Source organism: Wolbachia endosymbiont of Oryzaephilus surinamensis (assembly GCF_025617515.1).
Classification (GTDB): Bacteria; Pseudomonadota; Alphaproteobacteria; order Rickettsiales; family Anaplasmataceae; genus Wolbachia.
The window spans coordinates 1470471-1486506 of record NZ_CP092526.1 but is presented as its reverse complement, the minus strand read 5'-3'; the positions used below and the strand labels follow the sequence as shown (position 1 = coordinate 1486506).

At 33.7% G+C, this 16036-nt stretch carries 13 protein-coding genes and 1 tRNA gene; 3 read left to right on the top strand and 11 right to left on the bottom strand.

Annotated elements, in window-relative coordinates; genetic code table 11:
• Window positions 1–204: 204 nt before the first annotated feature.
• From gmk to rpmE, 8 genes are all read right to left on the bottom strand, one after another.
• On the bottom strand, window positions 205–813 hold the full coding sequence (gene gmk / locus MJ631_RS06895; RefSeq protein WP_007302097.1) for a guanylate kinase: 609 nt from the start codon (window positions 811–813) through the stop codon (window positions 205–207).
• A 35-nt stretch (window positions 814–848) separates the two neighbouring features.
• Window positions 849–2615: a pentapeptide repeat-containing protein gene (locus tag MJ631_RS06890; RefSeq protein ID WP_214303216.1), complete on the bottom strand. Its 1767-nt coding sequence runs from the start codon at window positions 2613–2615 to the stop codon at window positions 849–851.
• Window positions 2599–3573 (bottom strand): ankyrin repeat domain-containing protein, encoded by a 975-nt coding sequence (locus MJ631_RS06885; RefSeq protein ID WP_029237557.1) that lies wholly within the window; start codon window positions 3571–3573, stop codon window positions 2599–2601. Before MJ631_RS06885 ends, MJ631_RS06890 begins: the two co-directional genes overlap by 17 nt.
• A gap of 643 nt (window positions 3574–4216) precedes the next feature.
• On the bottom strand, window positions 4217–5104 hold the full coding sequence (locus MJ631_RS06880) for an aspartate carbamoyltransferase catalytic subunit (protein WP_063630574.1): 888 nt from the start codon (window positions 5102–5104) through the stop codon (window positions 4217–4219).
• A gap of 80 nt (window positions 5105–5184) precedes the next feature.
• Complete coding sequence (locus tag MJ631_RS06875) at window positions 5185–6201, bottom strand: Fe(3+) ABC transporter substrate-binding protein (RefSeq protein WP_007302093.1); 1017 nt, start codon at window positions 6199–6201, stop codon at window positions 5185–5187.
• 123 nt (window positions 6202–6324) lie between these two features.
• Complete coding sequence (locus tag MJ631_RS06870) at window positions 6325–7476, bottom strand: hypothetical protein (protein ID WP_063630573.1); 1152 nt, start codon at window positions 7474–7476, stop codon at window positions 6325–6327.
• Between the two features lie 83 nt (window positions 7477–7559).
• The gene (locus MJ631_RS06865; RefSeq protein WP_017531835.1) at window positions 7560–8345 is read right to left on the bottom strand and encodes an NAD kinase; all 786 of its coding nucleotides are present in this window, start codon (window positions 8343–8345) and stop codon (window positions 7560–7562) included.
• Window positions 8346–8366: 21 nt separating this feature from the next.
• A complete protein-coding gene (rpmE, locus tag MJ631_RS06860) occupies window positions 8367–8579 on the bottom strand; it encodes a 50S ribosomal protein L31 (RefSeq protein ID WP_006013575.1) in 213 nt (70 codons plus the stop codon).
• Window positions 8580–8704: 125 nt separating this feature from the next.
• Here rpmE and fabD point away from each other — a divergent pair, with 125 nt between their 5' ends.
• Both fabD and MJ631_RS06850 read left to right on the top strand, forming a co-directional pair.
• Window positions 8705–9670 (top strand): ACP S-malonyltransferase, encoded by a 966-nt coding sequence (gene fabD / locus MJ631_RS06855; protein ID WP_012481879.1) that lies wholly within the window; start codon window positions 8705–8707, stop codon window positions 9668–9670.
• A 55-nt stretch (window positions 9671–9725) separates the two neighbouring features.
• Window positions 9726–10472 carry a hypothetical protein gene (locus tag MJ631_RS06850; protein ID WP_007302088.1) on the top strand — a complete coding sequence of 249 codons (747 nt, stop codon included), beginning with the start codon at window positions 9726–9728 and terminating at the stop codon, window positions 10470–10472.
• Here the strand turns inward: MJ631_RS06850 and gpmI are convergent.
• Complete coding sequence (gpmI, locus tag MJ631_RS06845; RefSeq protein ID WP_214303217.1) at window positions 10467–11975, bottom strand: 2,3-bisphosphoglycerate-independent phosphoglycerate mutase; 1509 nt, start codon at window positions 11973–11975, stop codon at window positions 10467–10469. The two genes, MJ631_RS06850 and gpmI, sit on opposite strands and share 6 nt — an antisense overlap.
• Window positions 11976–12170: 195 nt before the next feature.
• Here gpmI and MJ631_RS06840 point away from each other — a divergent pair, with 195 nt between their 5' ends.
• On the top strand, window positions 12171–12908 hold the full coding sequence (locus MJ631_RS06840; protein WP_213864013.1) for a leucine-rich repeat domain-containing protein: 738 nt from the start codon (window positions 12171–12173) through the stop codon (window positions 12906–12908).
• An 87-nt stretch (window positions 12909–12995) separates the two neighbouring features.
• Here MJ631_RS06840 and MJ631_RS06835 read toward each other — a convergent pair.
• Both MJ631_RS06835 and alaS read right to left on the bottom strand, forming a co-directional pair.
• A tRNA-Asn gene (locus tag MJ631_RS06835) sits at window positions 12996–13067 on the bottom strand.
• A 203-nt stretch (window positions 13068–13270) separates the two neighbouring features.
• Window positions 13271–15910, bottom strand: a complete 2640-nt coding sequence (alaS, locus tag MJ631_RS06830; protein WP_214303218.1) for an alanine--tRNA ligase — start codon at window positions 15908–15910, stop codon at window positions 13271–13273.
• Between the last annotated feature and the right edge of the window lie 126 nt (window positions 15911–16036).

Here is a 16036-nt window from a genome sequence, read left to right as displayed (position 1 = left end):
TTGTATTAAACTTTTAAATTGAGCTAGATGTTATCGAAATATAGGTGAAAAGGCAGAAAACTAGTTTCTATTAGAAAATCTATTGTCATAGTCAAATCCCCACTTTAGCACTTGTCTACTATTTTAACTATTTTATCTTAAAAAATAATAAATGTGGCTAAACTGTGAAGCGTGAATGCTGCTAAAAGAGATAAACAAATATTTTTATAGATCTTTCAAACTTGATTTTTCTTCTAATTTTTTAAGCATTCCTTTACTTAGTATTGATTTTATCTCTTCTACGCTTTTATCAAGATTATCATTAATTATTACGTAATCATATTTATTACTTTTACTTATCTCTTTTTGCGCTTCGGCTAATCTACGCTCTATTTCAATTTCATCATCACTATTACGCCTTTGTAGACGCAGTCTAAGCTCTTCCATTGAGGGAGGTAGTATAAAAACACTTACAACTTTTTCTCTTAAGATTTCAAACAAATGAAATGCTCCTTGCCAATCTATATTCAGTAAAACACTTATTCCACTGCTCAGGTTTTGTTCTATAAAATCTTTTGGTATACCGTAAAAATTCTCAAAAACTTTGGCATATTCAAGCATTTGACCAGCCTTACATAGTTCGTGAAACTTTTCTTCAGTAACGAAAAAATAGTCTTTTCCGTTTACTTCACCGGGACGAGGTTTGCGTGTAGTCATAGAAACAGACATAACTAAATCAGTTGATTGCTCAAGTAATTTTTCTGATATAGTAGTTTTTCCAGCTCCAGAAGGAGAGGATAGAATCAGTAGTATGCCCTCATTTTTTACGGTCATTTTTCTTTATTTAACAAGTACATTATAGAGCTTTTTTAAGACTTTGTATTTTTTAAATCAAAGTTTAAAAGACTAGAGCCCTCTAAATTAGAATTTGATAAATTGGCATCAATAAGAGAGGAATTATCAAAGACAGTATAACGTAAATCGGCTTTTTCAAGATTTGCCTTATTCAAATTAACGTTTACAAACTTTGCTCTGCTTAATATTGAATTAGAAAAAATAGCATTTTCTAAATTCATATCTTTAAACTCAAAGTAAGAATAATTTACATCAAATTTTTCACCCTGCGATATTTTCTCTTGCAGATCTTTAATTGAAGTTATAGCACTCTCTAGACCTGTAATTTTGCTCTGCCCCTGATTGTCAATCATAATTGAATTATCAAATTTGCAATCTGTTAAATGAATATCAGCAATTGAACTTTTATATATGCTTGAAGAGAGGAAAGAGACATCACTCACTGTTGAATTATTCAAATTGCTAAGAAAAAAACTAGTCTTTCTAAAGGCATTATCATAAAACACGGAGGATTTGAAATCACTTTCAATAAAGTTTGAATTAGTGACTTTTGACTTAGACCAGCTCGAATTATCAGCTAATAATTTGAAGAATATTGAATTTTCTATCTCACTCGAATCCATATTATGGTGGGAAAGAGTACTATTATAAATTTGAGAGTCTTTAATTTTTGTCTTATAAATTGAAGTTCTAGAAAGATCTGAATCTTCTATTTTTGCAGAGGTAAACAATGAATGATCAAAGAACGAACCACTCATGTCAGAATTCACAACTTTAGTATTATGAAACTTTCCATGACAAATGTTAGCATCATAGGCGTTAACTTTATACAATTCACTAAAACTAAAATCAATATTAGATAAGTCAGCATCCTGAAGGTCTGCTTCGAAAACATATGCATGTTTTATCTTGGAACCATTTAGTATAGATTTAATGAAGTTTGAATTATCCCCTTTCACATAGGAAATTTGTGAATTGCTTAAATTGGCTTTTTCGAAATTACTGTTGACTATAATGGAAGAATTAAAATAGGCGTTTGAAAGATTGCTACCTGTAAAATCCGATTTTTTTATTTCTGCACCATATATGTTAGCATTTTTTAATGAAGAAAATTGTACCTTGAGCTTATGTGCATCCACTCCAAAGAAACTTGCGTTGTCGAAATTATTTTTCTGCATAACAGTGTCGTTTATTTCACTATCACTAAAATTGATGTAGCTTGCACTTGAGTTTGATAAATTGGAGAAATTCATTTTTACATTCAAAAACTTGGTATGCAAACCAATTATATTACGCATACTTACTTTGTTGAGATTAGAATTGATAAAATCAGCATAACTGATATTAGACTGATCAAATATGATATCTGTTAAATTTGTAGAAGCAAATTTTGAAAAACTTAAATTTGTGCCTTTTATTTTAACGCCATGTAAATTAGCATTGGAAAAATTGGCACCACGCAAATCAACATCGATAAAAGACACATCTGATAAATCGGTGTTAGAAAAATCGGCACCAATTAAACTTACTCCATCAAAAATAGATTTGCTTAAATACAATTGACTAAAATTAGCACCATTTAAATTAGGACCAAAACCTTTCTTAAAATCTTGTGGTATGCTGGCTTTATTACACTGTACTAAAAATTTAGCAAAATCTTTTGTATTGTAAGATATGTATTTTACATCGTGCAGAGCACTTAAAAAATCATTGATTGCATCATCTCCATAGCATAAATGACCAACTAAAATTAATATCAAAAGTCTAATTATCTTTTGCATCGCAGGTACTTTCTTTTGTTTTTATAGCAAAGTTATACATCTCTGAGTCTTCTTCATTGTTTATTTCTTTATCCTCTAAAAGGTATGGCATCATTTCAGCAATTGCATTTATTATATCGATCTTCTTTTTCTCAATTGCTATGTCGATAGGGGACTTAAAATTATTATCAACTACTCTAGGATCAGCACCTTGTAATAAGAGAAAGCGAACTGTGTCTATTTGACCTTGTTTCACTGCATAAATTAGAGGAGTATCACCCAATTTATTTCTAAATCTTAGTATTTCTTGAATTGTTAATCCAATTTTTTCTAGCTTATTTATTACTCCTCTTAGACAAATTAAGTTGCCCTTCTTGATGCAGTAAAAAAATTGCTTACTGTAATCATCAGTAAATATAGTTTTAGGAAGGTGCTCATTTAGGCTATCATATTGTCTTTTATATATAGACTTGCTTTTATGTTTTTTTATTTCTTTGTTTAGCTTTGTCCATTTTTCGCTTTTTTCATTTTTTTTGTTCACAGGTGTTATATTGTCAGGCTGTTCTTCTTTCTTTTTCTCTGTTAATTGGCTTGTTGAAAGTTCGGTGTCTTTTTTGCTAATCTCCTCTTCAGGCTGTAGGTTTGTTTGATTATTGTGACTGATTTTCTTCTCTTCAGGTTCTTCTTTTTTTTCTTCTGATAAAGGACTTGTTAGAGCTTTGGTATCTTTTATATTAGTCTCCTCTTCAGACTGTAGGTTTGTTTGATTACTTGAAGGTACTTCTTCATTGATTACATTTGTTGGGTCTGTGATTTCTTTGAGTTCGCTCAGAAGCGGAGAAGTTTTTTCAGCATCAGTGTTGCTTTTCGATACGTCTTCTTGATTTATACTGCTTTCATTTTTATTTTCTTCAGGCTGTTCTGCAGCAAGCAGGTTAGATATAACAATTAATAGTATGAAGAATGCTTTATATTTCATAAACATTGCAAATATAGGCTTAATTAAAATGATACTATAATCAAATGATTAATCTACAGTAAAAAGTGCTTTAGTTATTGTACAAGTATGATTATGTAAAAATTTATTTTTCTCTTTTATCTAGGTTTTATTTGAAATTGTCATTTGAGTAGCTGACATACAACTGTACGGACATTAAAGAAATCAGTATACAGCTGTATGAACATTGTGGTAATTTGCGTACTAAACAATGTCATCTAAGTAGCTGACACTGGGATCCATTTTCCATCATCATTAGAAACGTTATATTTTAGCATAACTTTTAACTCACAAATTTAACTGGATGCCAGTACTGGCTACTTTTATGACATCTATCATTTTATGTTTATAGTATTTTTAGCAAATAAATATTTGCTAAATTAAGTGCAAAAATTACTTGACACATTTTGTAGTTTGATTATTATTAGTGAAAATGAGGGTATTTTAGAGCTCGAAATTCACCTTATTCAAGTCTGCAGACTTTTCAACTAATCTCTCAATAAAAAAATATAGCACAGTCTACTTCAGTGCATACTTAATTTCTGTCATGAGGTGTGTTATATTTTTCTAAATCGTTTTTTATAGGAGGATCATTATGTCTAAAATTCCTTAAAATTAATTAAAGTTAAACATTTATTAAATAGTGCAGTACTGCCTTACGCGTTGCTAATCCAAACTTTACTTGCTGTAAAATAACACAATCTGCTATATCATTGCTAATTTCGATACCTCTATTTATTGGTCCTGGGTGCATAACAATTGCATCGGGTTTTGCGTGCGATAGTTTTTGTGCATCAAGTCCATACAAGTGAAAATATTCTTTTTCTGAATAATTATTATTCATGCGCTCTTTTTGCAATCTTAAAAGCATAATTACGTCAGCATCCTTTATACCTTCAGTTAGTGAGTAGTGAAGTGAATCTACTTCAGAAAAATGTTTACACATCAAAGCTGGTGGTGCAACTAAGCTTATTTTTGCTCCAAACATTTTCAGCAATCTTATATTTGATCTTGCAACTCTACTGTGCAAGATATCTCCACATATAACAATTTTGAGGTTTTTTATTTGCTTTTTATGATTGATAATTACAAGATAATCTGCAAGAGCTTGAGTTGGATGTTCACTGCTTCCATCGCCTGCGTTGATTAGCGAGCAGTTGACATGCTTTGCCAATGTATTAATAATACCACTACTTTTATGCCTGATTATCATATAGTCAGGATTCATTGCATTTAGTGTTTTTATCATATCTTTTAGATCTTCCCCTTTGTTAATAGAAGAAGATTTTATTGGTAAAGTTATAACATTTGCTCCAAGGCTTTTTGCTGCTATTTCAAAAGATGCGAGCGTACGTGTTGAATCTTCAAAGAATAGGTTTATGACTATTTTATTTTTCAGAACATGACTATTTTCAACTTTTTCTTCAAGGTATTGATTGGCTAATTTAGTTATATTTTCTACATCACCGATTGTGAGGTCTGAGATATTTAATAAATTCCTTCTCTTGTCCATAGCTCCTTTTTTGAGCTTATTCTACTTTCTTAATTTCAATTACACAACTCTAAAGTAAAGTAGAAGGAAGCTATAAAATTTTATTTCCACTTACATTCATCTGCTATCATAACAGCCTCAAAGAGATGCTTCTCAAGCTCACTTATAGGCAGAGTACTTTGTAGGTAATTTCCCCAAGATTTTAACACATCAGAAGTTTCAATACCTTCAACAATAGGATATTCTTGATTTTTTTTAGCATATAGCTCTTGAGCCTGTTTGCTTACAAAAAACTCCAATAAAGCTATGGCATTTTCTCTGTGTTTTGCGTTTTTTGTTACTGCTGCACCACTAATATTCACCATTACACCATCACTCGGAAAGAAAGCTCCTAACTTTTCTGTGATATTCTTTTTATTTTCTGATGAAAGGATTCTTGCAAAGTAGTAGCTGTTTACTATTGCAACATTGCCTTCACCAGCGGCTACAGCATAAATTTGATCTGTATCACCACCGCTTGGTTTTCTTGCCATGTTGCTTACAATTCCACTCACCCATTCTTTTGTTTTTTCAAAACCATTTTTTGCAATCATAAAAGCGATCAATGATCGGTTATATGGACTTGTGGAAGAGCGTACTAATATTTTCCCTTTCCATTTTTCATTCGCTAAATCTTCATAGGTACTTAATTCCTTAGGATCTACTGATTCTTTATTGTAAACCAATATTCTAGCTCTTTTTGTGAGACCAAACCAATAATCTTCATTATCTCTAAATTTTGCAGGTATGGCATTTTTTAGAGTCTCTGAATCCACTTGAGATAAGAGCCCTCTTTTTTTGGCTAAAATCAAATTCACTGCATCTGCAGTTAAAAACAAATCAGCTTCACCACCATTTTCCATGCGTGAAAGCAATTGGGAATAATCGTCAATGATATAACGTACCTTGATGCCAGTGGTTTTTGTAAAATCATCAAACAAACTATGTACTAATTCTTCTTTACGAGATGAATAAACGTTTACTACTTGTGAATCATCAATTCCGCTATTTTTATATAAAAAATTAACGACTATCAATAAAGCCGCTACTAAAGATATAAATATTAAACCTTTTTTCATAAACAAACCCCTTCCTTGTCATCATCTCAAGCTATCAAAATAGCAAGGTCTTAGCAAGTGTAAATCTTCAAAACGTTGCAGTTACAGTACTGGAATAGCGATAAAAAGAAGTACGAGCCAGATTTAATTAATAATATAAGTAATATCTGGATGGCCACATCGTTCAGCAACTACTTGTAACAATTTTGAACTAATCTTTTCTTCACTCTTTTTGATAGTTCTAATAGCTGTTTCATTGGGCTTTCCACTACTAGCATCTTTTGTATCTAATAACAAGTAATCTTTAAAATCAGTTTTGCTCCAATGATGAATTGTGCAAGCTAAAGTGAAAAGCAGTAGAGTGCCTGAAATTGCAACGATTGGCCAGTAAATAGTAGGATTTGTGTATGAACTTACTATGTTGCTCAAACCACCTGTTGAATAAAGTGCTAAAGGGAAGGTTATGTTTCCAGTAATAAGAACTGTTCCTAAGATAGGAAGCCATATTCTATCATTGATTAATGAATTTACTTTACTCTTGTAATAGATTGGCTGGCCTGTAAGTTCTACGATGTTCGGATTACTTTTTGCTTTTTCTGGAAGAGAGTGAAACGTAAAGTAAACACGATTACCGTTGCTATATTTTAATACCAAAGATTTGATGCATTCCTCGTCTTTTGAAAGTGTATTTGATATCTCATCTAAAACTTCTTGAGTATCTCTTTTTGTGATCTTGTGCTCCTTAGTACGTACTGCTTGCATAAATTCCCACATAATTCCCAGGGCTAAACAAGACGCTAATACTCCGACAAATATAGTAACAGGATTTATGCTGCCGATGAATCCAATGAATTCTCTTTGCTTCACAGCTAAAACGATTGACGTAATACAACATGCCGTAATAAGACCTACGAAAGGCATTGTAACTTTCTTCTTTTGCATCGTATATTTTACTTTCTGTAAAAATCTGTTTGTCTTTTTATTATCTCCAAGCAAAGATTTTTCAGAGCCATCTGTTTGATATGATGGTGGAGGAGAAGGTGATCTGCTAACTGATACACTACCTGAACTCTTTTTTGGAGATTTTGTATTTGGATCTATGGATGCATAAATAGGTTCTGTATTTGCACCATTCGATTCTTCTTGCCTTTCTTCATCAGAACTTGATTCGCTAGCCGAATTTGTTTGTAACGCTGTGTTTCTAGGTGCTGGTGTTGGTTGAGTTGCTGCACTATTTTCACTCACCGTTGTATGAGAAACCAGTGTGACGTTATCTTTATTTCCTGATTCAGGCATATTCGCTCCAAAATTAATTACAATGTTATGTTGATTACGCTATAGTTATTAAGATATAGTGAATACTAATTTAAGAATAAATATTAGTATAAGAACTGCTGATCAAAGATCCTTTCATTCAAAGGGCAATCTTTGTCAAAAAGTAGAGTGACTGTATTTTCGTGATCTTTCTGTATTTTTACCTGCGATATGTCGTGAAATTCCTTGTAATCTGATACTACAAGTGCTGGACGATTTTTCACATCATTGATATCAATTTGCACTATTGTATCATTTGAGATTAGCGCTCCATTCCAACGCCTTGGGTAGTAGCTATTAATGGAAGTCAGTGCAAGTAAATTTGAATTAAGTGGTAAGATTGGCCCACCGGCAGAGAAGTTATATGCAGTGCTACCTGTTGGGGTAGACAATATAATTCCATCTCCTCTGAATTTTTCTACTTTTAGCTTATCATTAATGGTAATATTCATCTCCACTATTTGATTTGCATTTCTAAAGACATACACTTCATTTACTGCGATGTAATGGTGTTTTTTGCCATTTATGTCTTTGGCTTCCATTTTTAGTAAAGTTAGCTGAGTAGGAACTGCATGTTCTATATGATCAATTAGATCTTCAAAGCATTTATTCATCAAAAATCCGACGTTACCGGTATTTATTCCATACACATGTATATCTTTATTTCCTATGACGTAGTTGTGCAGAGTGCGTAGCATAAAACCATCACCGCCAACAACTATCAGCAAATCAACTTCAGGCTTACTTGCTTCTGCTATATTGATAAAATTAAGCTCCTGTAGTAGTTTAGATACTTCCTGAGACTTGGGTAGCGAAGAAGCAATATAGCCTACATTTTTATATTTATACATGTTAAATAAAGAGGGGAGGAACTAAAAAAGACTCCCGTATTTATCATTAAACTTAGCTATTTTACTATCCTTCTCCCCTGAACCGCTTGTCAAACTTCCAGTCCATGCAGGATGAGTAAGAGGATCTCTATCAAGCTTTATTCTTTGACCTTCTTTTCCATAAGTGGAATAAGTTTCAAACTCTTGACCATCTGTCATAACTATAGTAACTTTGTGATAGTCGATTTCTGCCATTGTTCTTACAAATTTCTTACCAGCTAAGATTTTAGTGAATCTGGTTCATTTGGTCAATCATTATTGTGAAATATTGACAAAAAATAAATAAAGTAGTATTATCAATGAAGAATGAAAAACTTTTTATGATTTTTGCTTTTCCTGGTCAGGGCTCCCAATTTGTAGGAATGGGAAAGAGCTTATATGATGAATTTTCAGTTGCAAGGAACGTATTTGATGAAGTAGATGACATATTGGGTAGAAAGCTGTCTCATTTGATTTTCAATGGCCCTATTGAGAAATTAACCATCACGGAAAACGCTCAGCCAGCTATAATGGCAGTGTCAATTGCAACGCTACGTGTTATGAAGCACGTATTTGGTGAATCTCTTTACAGCGTTCAGTATGTTTGTGGGCATTCAGTTGGCGAGTATACAGCGCTGTGTGCTGCAGGGGCATTGACGCTTGAGTCTGCAGTCAAGTTGCTAAAAGTTCGTAGCGAAGCAATGCATGAAGCTTCACTAAAATGCAAAGGTGGAATGTTTGCTCTACTTGGAGCAGAAATAAGTGAAGTAGAAGGTATATTAAAATCAGCTCAAATTGATTGTGAAATTGCAAACGATAATGGTGGTGGGCAGGTAGTGGTGAGTGGTACTGCAGAGGCTCTTGAGGTCTTACCTGATTTATTCAAAAACTCAAGTGTCAAGAAAATGATAAAATTACAAGTTAGTGGGCCTTTTCACTCATCTTTTATGAAACCTGCTGATGAAAAACTTCTGGAATTTTTAAAAAGCATCAACATAACTCGCCCTTCGATTCCTTTTGTATCAAACGTTACAGCTAAGGAAGAAAGTGATCCAGAGATCATAAGAGCTTTGCTCGCTAAGCAAGTTGTAAGTAGAGTAAGATGGAGAGAGATGGTTTTATATATGACAAGCCATGGCACTAATAAGTTTGTTGAAGTTGGCCCTAACAAAGTTTTATCTAATCTAGTTAAAAGAATTGACCAATCTATCAATACAAAAAGCATAGGTAGCATTAGTGATGCTGATAACTTCTTTAATGAATCATTAATGTTGACAGCAAAAAATTTAAAAATAAAAAGCTTATAACTAACATAAAGTAAAATTTGTACTATTTTTTGCTTTGATTATTGATAGCAGCGGAATGTCAAACATCGACACTAAAGAATATGATCTAGCGTTGGGTGATACCACGGTTAAGCTTTTTATTAAAAGTAGCGATACAAGTGGGATCAATTTTATTAATGTGCATCAAAATGAAGTAACTTCAAAAGGGGCTGGTGAGCATATACTCCAGCAGTTTGGTGGAAGAATGCTATACATTACTCATGGTGATGGTACTCCGCGTAATGTAGAATTTTACTTAAATGGTGAGCGGTATGAATTCGATCCCAATCGCATGTTTGATGATGTAGGTGCAGAAGCTAGCTTAAGAGAGTTTGGCAGTGTTTCAGAAGATGCTTTGAGAGCTGTTAGAAACTTTGCAGAAAGAATTTTAGATTTTTTACTTCCTGGTCAAGATCACGTTATCGCTCTGCACAATAACTACAATTCTCCCAGCTACTCATTCAAGAGCTATTTTTCTCCACCACTTTCTCATGATGTGCTAAAGATTTCTCCAGAAGTGTGTCCGGAAAGTGGAACGGGTGAGTTTTTCTATACGACAGTTGAAGATTGGTTCGATGCTTTAAAACAGAAAGAAATTTTTAATATAGTATTGCAAAATAACAAAGCAGTTGAAGATGATGGTTCTTTATCTGTATATGTAGGGAAGAATAATATTCGGTACTCTAATGTGGAAGCTGAGCATGATCATTTAGAGCAGCAAATAGATATGCTATCTTCTATACACAGTGTTTTATTTCCTCAACCCTTAACAATAGAGTTATAGCAACATGGAACGCACTAACGAACTACCTGTCATCTCGTTTGGCTTTTTAAGTCCAAGTAGCTGTAAAATAGTAGGAGCAATATCAGATAATTTTCCATCTCTCAGTTTTAAATTTTCACAAGATATAATAAATGGAACTTTATTTAGAGTGTGCGCTGTGTGAGGTGTGTTATTTTCTTCATCGAACATACATTCCACATTACCATGGTCTGCTGTAACAATGAGTGCAGTATTACCCACTTCTTTGACAACGCTGAGTACTTTTGCAAGGCAATCATCTACAGCGAGCACAGCTTGCTCGGCCGCTTTTATATTACCTGTGTGTCCCACCATATCAGGGTTAGCGTAGTTTACAACTATCAGCGCAAATTCTTGAGAATAAATTTTTTTTACAAGCTCTTCTGTGAGCTCAAAGGCTGACATTTCAGGCTGCAGGTCATAAGTTTTAACTTTTGGTGAAGGAATGAGTATTCTTTCTTCACCAGAAAAAGGTTCTTCTCTTCCACAATTAAAAAAGAAAGTCACATGCGCGTATTTCTCAGTTTCAGCAATGCGCAGTTGCCGTAATTTATTGTCTTCTATTATCTGTCCCAAAGTGTTGGCAAAAGATTCAGGAGGAAAGAGATAAGGGATTTTTAAGTCCGCTTTATATTGCATCATACTTAAAATTGAAGAAAATTTTGCTACCTTAGCGTAATCTGTTTTGCCTAGCAAAATACTTGCCAATTGTATCATTCGATCAGCACGAAAGTTAGCCAATAGCAATCCATCTTCTGGTTTTATACCTTGATAATCTCCTATTATTGCGGGCCTGATAAATTCATCGGTTATATTATTTTGGTAATTTTCATCAATAAGCGATACTGCATCATCATAACGAGGCGCCTTTGCAAATGCGATGGCTTCATAAGCTTCAATTGTTCTTTCCCACCTATTATCACGGTCCATAGCATAATAACGCCCAGAGATAGTGGAGATTCTTATATCATTTTCCTTTATGCTTTCTGTAAATTCTTGAATGCATCTTTTCCCTGAATTTGGCAGTGTGTCTCTGCCATCTAAAAATGCGTGTATTACAACTTTAATTCCGTGCTGTGATATTTTGTTTGCTAAAGATGAAATGTGCTTTTGATGCGAATGAACACCGCCATCTGATATCAATCCCATTATATGGCATATGCCATTCTTACTTTTTAGATCATTAATAAAATTCTGTAGATTTGCATTATTTTCTATCATTTCGATTTCTTGATTAATACGCTGAAGGCTTTGCATTACCACTCTACCACTGCCAATATTCATATGGCCAACTTCTGAATTGCCTATTTGGCCTTCTGGTAATCCAACATCAGTTCCACAGGCAGATAAACTGCACTTTGGATAATTAGAGCTAATATGTTGCCAACAAGGTGGATTTGAATTGCTAATAGCATTGTATTTACTATTTTCTATTCCATTACCCCAGCCATCTAGTATACATAAAACGACTGATTTAAAGTTCATATAAAAGTTAACATCGCAACCCTCAATGGTACCAAAAACAAACTCTTCTCACAACTTTTGTGTTAAAATAAGAGATAGAAAAAGCTGCTTGGAGGCAATGGTATATGAAGTTTTTCATAAAATATTTTATTAAAGTGATTGACAGTTGCTGAAGTGTTTACTAAAACACTTGCATAGCTTTAATAGTGAGGTCAAATGAGTTATAGCCAATATGTAAAGGATAATACTTTAGCAACATCAGGTGCTATAATTAATGTTGATAGATTAGTAAACTTTTTAAAAAGCAATACAAACATTACAAGACTTATTTTACGATGTTCAAAAATTAATTATGAGGTTATAAAAGAATTAGCTCAGCTTTCTCATCTTACTTCACTTGATCTAAGTTGCAGTTATGTTGGTACAGAAGGTGCAAAGATTTTAGCAAGCGGGAATCTTATAAATCTTACTTCGCTTGATTTAGGAGGAAACGAAATTGGTGATGAAGGTGTAGAGGCTTTAGCCAGTGGAAATCTTACAAGTCTTACTGAGCTTAAATTATATGATAATAAAATTGGCGATAGGGGGGCAAAAGCTTTAGCAAGTGGAAACCTTCAAAAGCTTATTTTACTGAGTTTAGGATGGAATGAAATCAGTAATGAAGGTGCAGAGGCTTTAGCAGCAAGTGGAAACCTTAAAAATCTTATTACACTTAAAGTATATGATAACAGCATTAATTACAGAGATGTACAGACTTTGGCGAGTGGAAATTTGGTGCGTCTTACTTCGCTCATTTACAATTATTGCAGTATTGATGAAACATTGCCAAAAAATGTCCTTCCTCAATTAAAAAGGAAATGTAATAAAAGAAAAATAGGAGAGGAGCCAGATAGCAAGCTAAGTGAAGCGCAGACATCTTTGCATTTTGACAGTAAAGGCTTTAAAACTATATAACTTCACACGTTTTGTCTGTTTAAGAGACAAAAAAAAGGTAGTGAATTTTGGGCTAAAAGTGAAATGTACAGATTGTATAAAATAGTGCTCCCCGGGCCGGATTCGAACCAGCGACCAATTGGTTAACAGCCAACTGCTCTACCACTGAGCTACCGAGGAATAAACTGCTTTCAACTTATCACATTGAACGCCGATTGTAAACGATTTTTATGTAGACTTTAGACCTAGATATCATTCCAGTGCATGGAGCTGTAATCTAGTTCTTATTACCTGATATGCTCATTTGACAGTTAAGTCTTCTCTACCCCTATTTGCATAATACCTTCGTTTACGGTTAAAAGATATCGAGGTAGTAGGGTGTATTAGTTTTTGCAAGCTGTTATTTTGCTATGGATTGCTGTAATGGCATCATCTATTTTATTGTTATCACAGCCTGTTTGGGCAAGTTCGGCATTTCCACCGCAATCCCTTCTGGTTAAAGTAGATACTAGCTCTTTTGCATTGATCTTATTAGTTAAATCTTTACTTACTTTGACAATCAAAACTGTTTTATCCTTTTCTGTTACCATGAAGGCTATTACAGTTTTCGGTTTTTGTTGCTGTAGAGCAAATTCCCTTATGATACTTCCTGGAACGTCAGTAAAAGTGTGGATTACGAAATTTATTCCATTTATTTCAGTACTTTTTATATTTTCTACACTGATAATCTTTTTATAAAGATTTTTTATTTTGGTTTCAAATTCTTTGCGCTCTTGGCTTAAAATACTGAGTCGACTTATTATTTCATTTACTGGTGCTTTTACGCATTCTGCAACTTTTTTTAAGCTAATTTCGTTATTGCGTACATAATTAATTGCTTCTTGACCGGTTAAAGCTTCAATTCTTCTTACTCGAGATGCAACGGAACATTCTGCTGCTATCTTAAACAAACCAATTTCTCCGGTACGCTCCACGTGTGTACCACCACATAATTCTTTTGAATCTCCAATTTTTACAACCCTAACATTATCACCATATTTTTCACCAAATAAGGCCATCGCTCCTTCGTCTATTGCCTCATCCATACCTTGAACTTTTGTGGACGTAGAAAGATTTTCTCTGATTAGAGAGTTTACTATATCTTCTACTGAAGACAGCTGATCCTGAGTGACTGGCTTATTGTGACTAAAGTCAAATCTTAGTCTATTTGGTGCGACTAGAGAACCTTTTTGAGTAACGTGATCACCTAAGATTTTTCTGAGTGCAAAGTGTAGAAGATGTGTAGCTGAATGATTTCTTCTTAAGTCTTGTCTTCTTTTTTTGTTAATACTAGCTGTAACTGTATCACCTTTACGAACTGAACCAGACTCCACTATACATCTGTGTAAATATAGGTCATTAATCTTGTTGGTATTTTCCACTATGATTACGCCTAAATCTGGTGTCATTCCAGCGCGTGACGCTGGAATCTGGATCCCAGTATCAAGTACTGGGATGACAAGAAGGAACTTTCCAATATCTCCCACTTGTCCACCTGACTCTCCATAAAAAGGTGTTTTATCAAGTATAATAGTTATCTTTTCTCCTTCTTTTGCAGAATCAATTACTTCATTTTTAGAGGAAATTATTGCGAGTACTGTTGCATCCTTTACTTTATCACGTTCATAACCAACAAATTCCGTTTTGCCAAACTGATCGATTAAATTAAACCATACTTGTTCAACAGATTTTTCACCAGATCCAGTCCAATTAGCACGTGCTCTTTCTTTTTGCTCTTTCATTGCATTATCAAAACCTTTTTGGTCAAAATTTATTTTCCTTTCTTTCAAAATATCAAGTGTGATATCCAAAGGAAATCCATAAGTGTCATATAGTTTGAATGCTGATTCTCCAGATAGAGTGTCACCTGATTTTAAATCTGCAGTGAATTTGTCCAAGAGATTAATGCCTTTCATTAAAGTGTCTTTAAAGTTTTCTTCCTCTGATTTTAACGTTGTTTCTATTAAGCTTTTAACTCTGATTAGCTCTGGATAAGCATCTCCCATATAAGCCAAACTTGTGCCATCTATGAGTGCAGGAAAAACAAGGTTCAATAGAGAATCATTATATCCAAGTAGGTGGATATAACGTGCTGCTCTCCTGATCAATCTGCGTAGTACATAATTTCTTCCTTCATTTCCAGGAAGCACTCCTTCTGCGATGAGAAATGCAGCTGCACGAAGGTGATCTGCGATAATCTTATGAGCTACTTTATTTTCCGTATTTCCACAGTACTCTTGCGATTTACTTACCAGAGCAGAAAATAGGTCAATATCATAGTTATCATGAACGTTCTGCATAACAGCTGCTATTCTTTCAAGGCCCATTCCGGTATCGATGCATTTTTTTGGTAATTTTTGTAAATTACCTTCTTCATCTTTATTAAATTCCATGAACACCAGGTTCCAAATTTCAACAATTCTGTCGTCTTCATGTAAAGCGGAATTTCCATGATCGTAAAAGATTTCAGAACATGGGCCACATGGACCAGTATTGCCCATGCTCCAAAAGTTATCATCTGTTGTAATTCTTATGATTTTATCATCTGAAAAGCCACTTATCTTACGCCAAATTTCATATGCTTCATCATCAGTGTGGTAAACAGTTATGGATAGTCTGTTTTTATCAAGAGACAATTCTTCAGTAATAAATTTCCACGCAAATTCTATCGCAGTTTCTTTAAAGTAATCACCAAAGCTAAAATTTCCGAGCATTTCAAAAAATGTGTGATGCCGAGATGTATAGCCAACATTTTCAAGATCATTGTGTTTACCACCTGCTCTGAGACACTTTTGACTTGAGACGGCACGTTTCATTTCAGTTTTTTGCGTGCCGGTAAAGATGTTTTTGAACTGTACCATACCAGCATTTGTAAACATGAGTGTTGGATCATGCTCTGGAATCAAAGGAGAAGAAGGAACTTGCTCGTGATTATTATTTACAAAAAATTTTATAAATCTTTCTCTAATTTCGTTTAGCTTCATCGTTTTTACTGAGGTTATCTATGCATAATAAGTTGTAACAGAAGTAAAATCAATTTATCAATCTAAATATTAATATATACATTACTTAGTATAATAAAAGTAACTTTTACATAAAAATTTTAATAA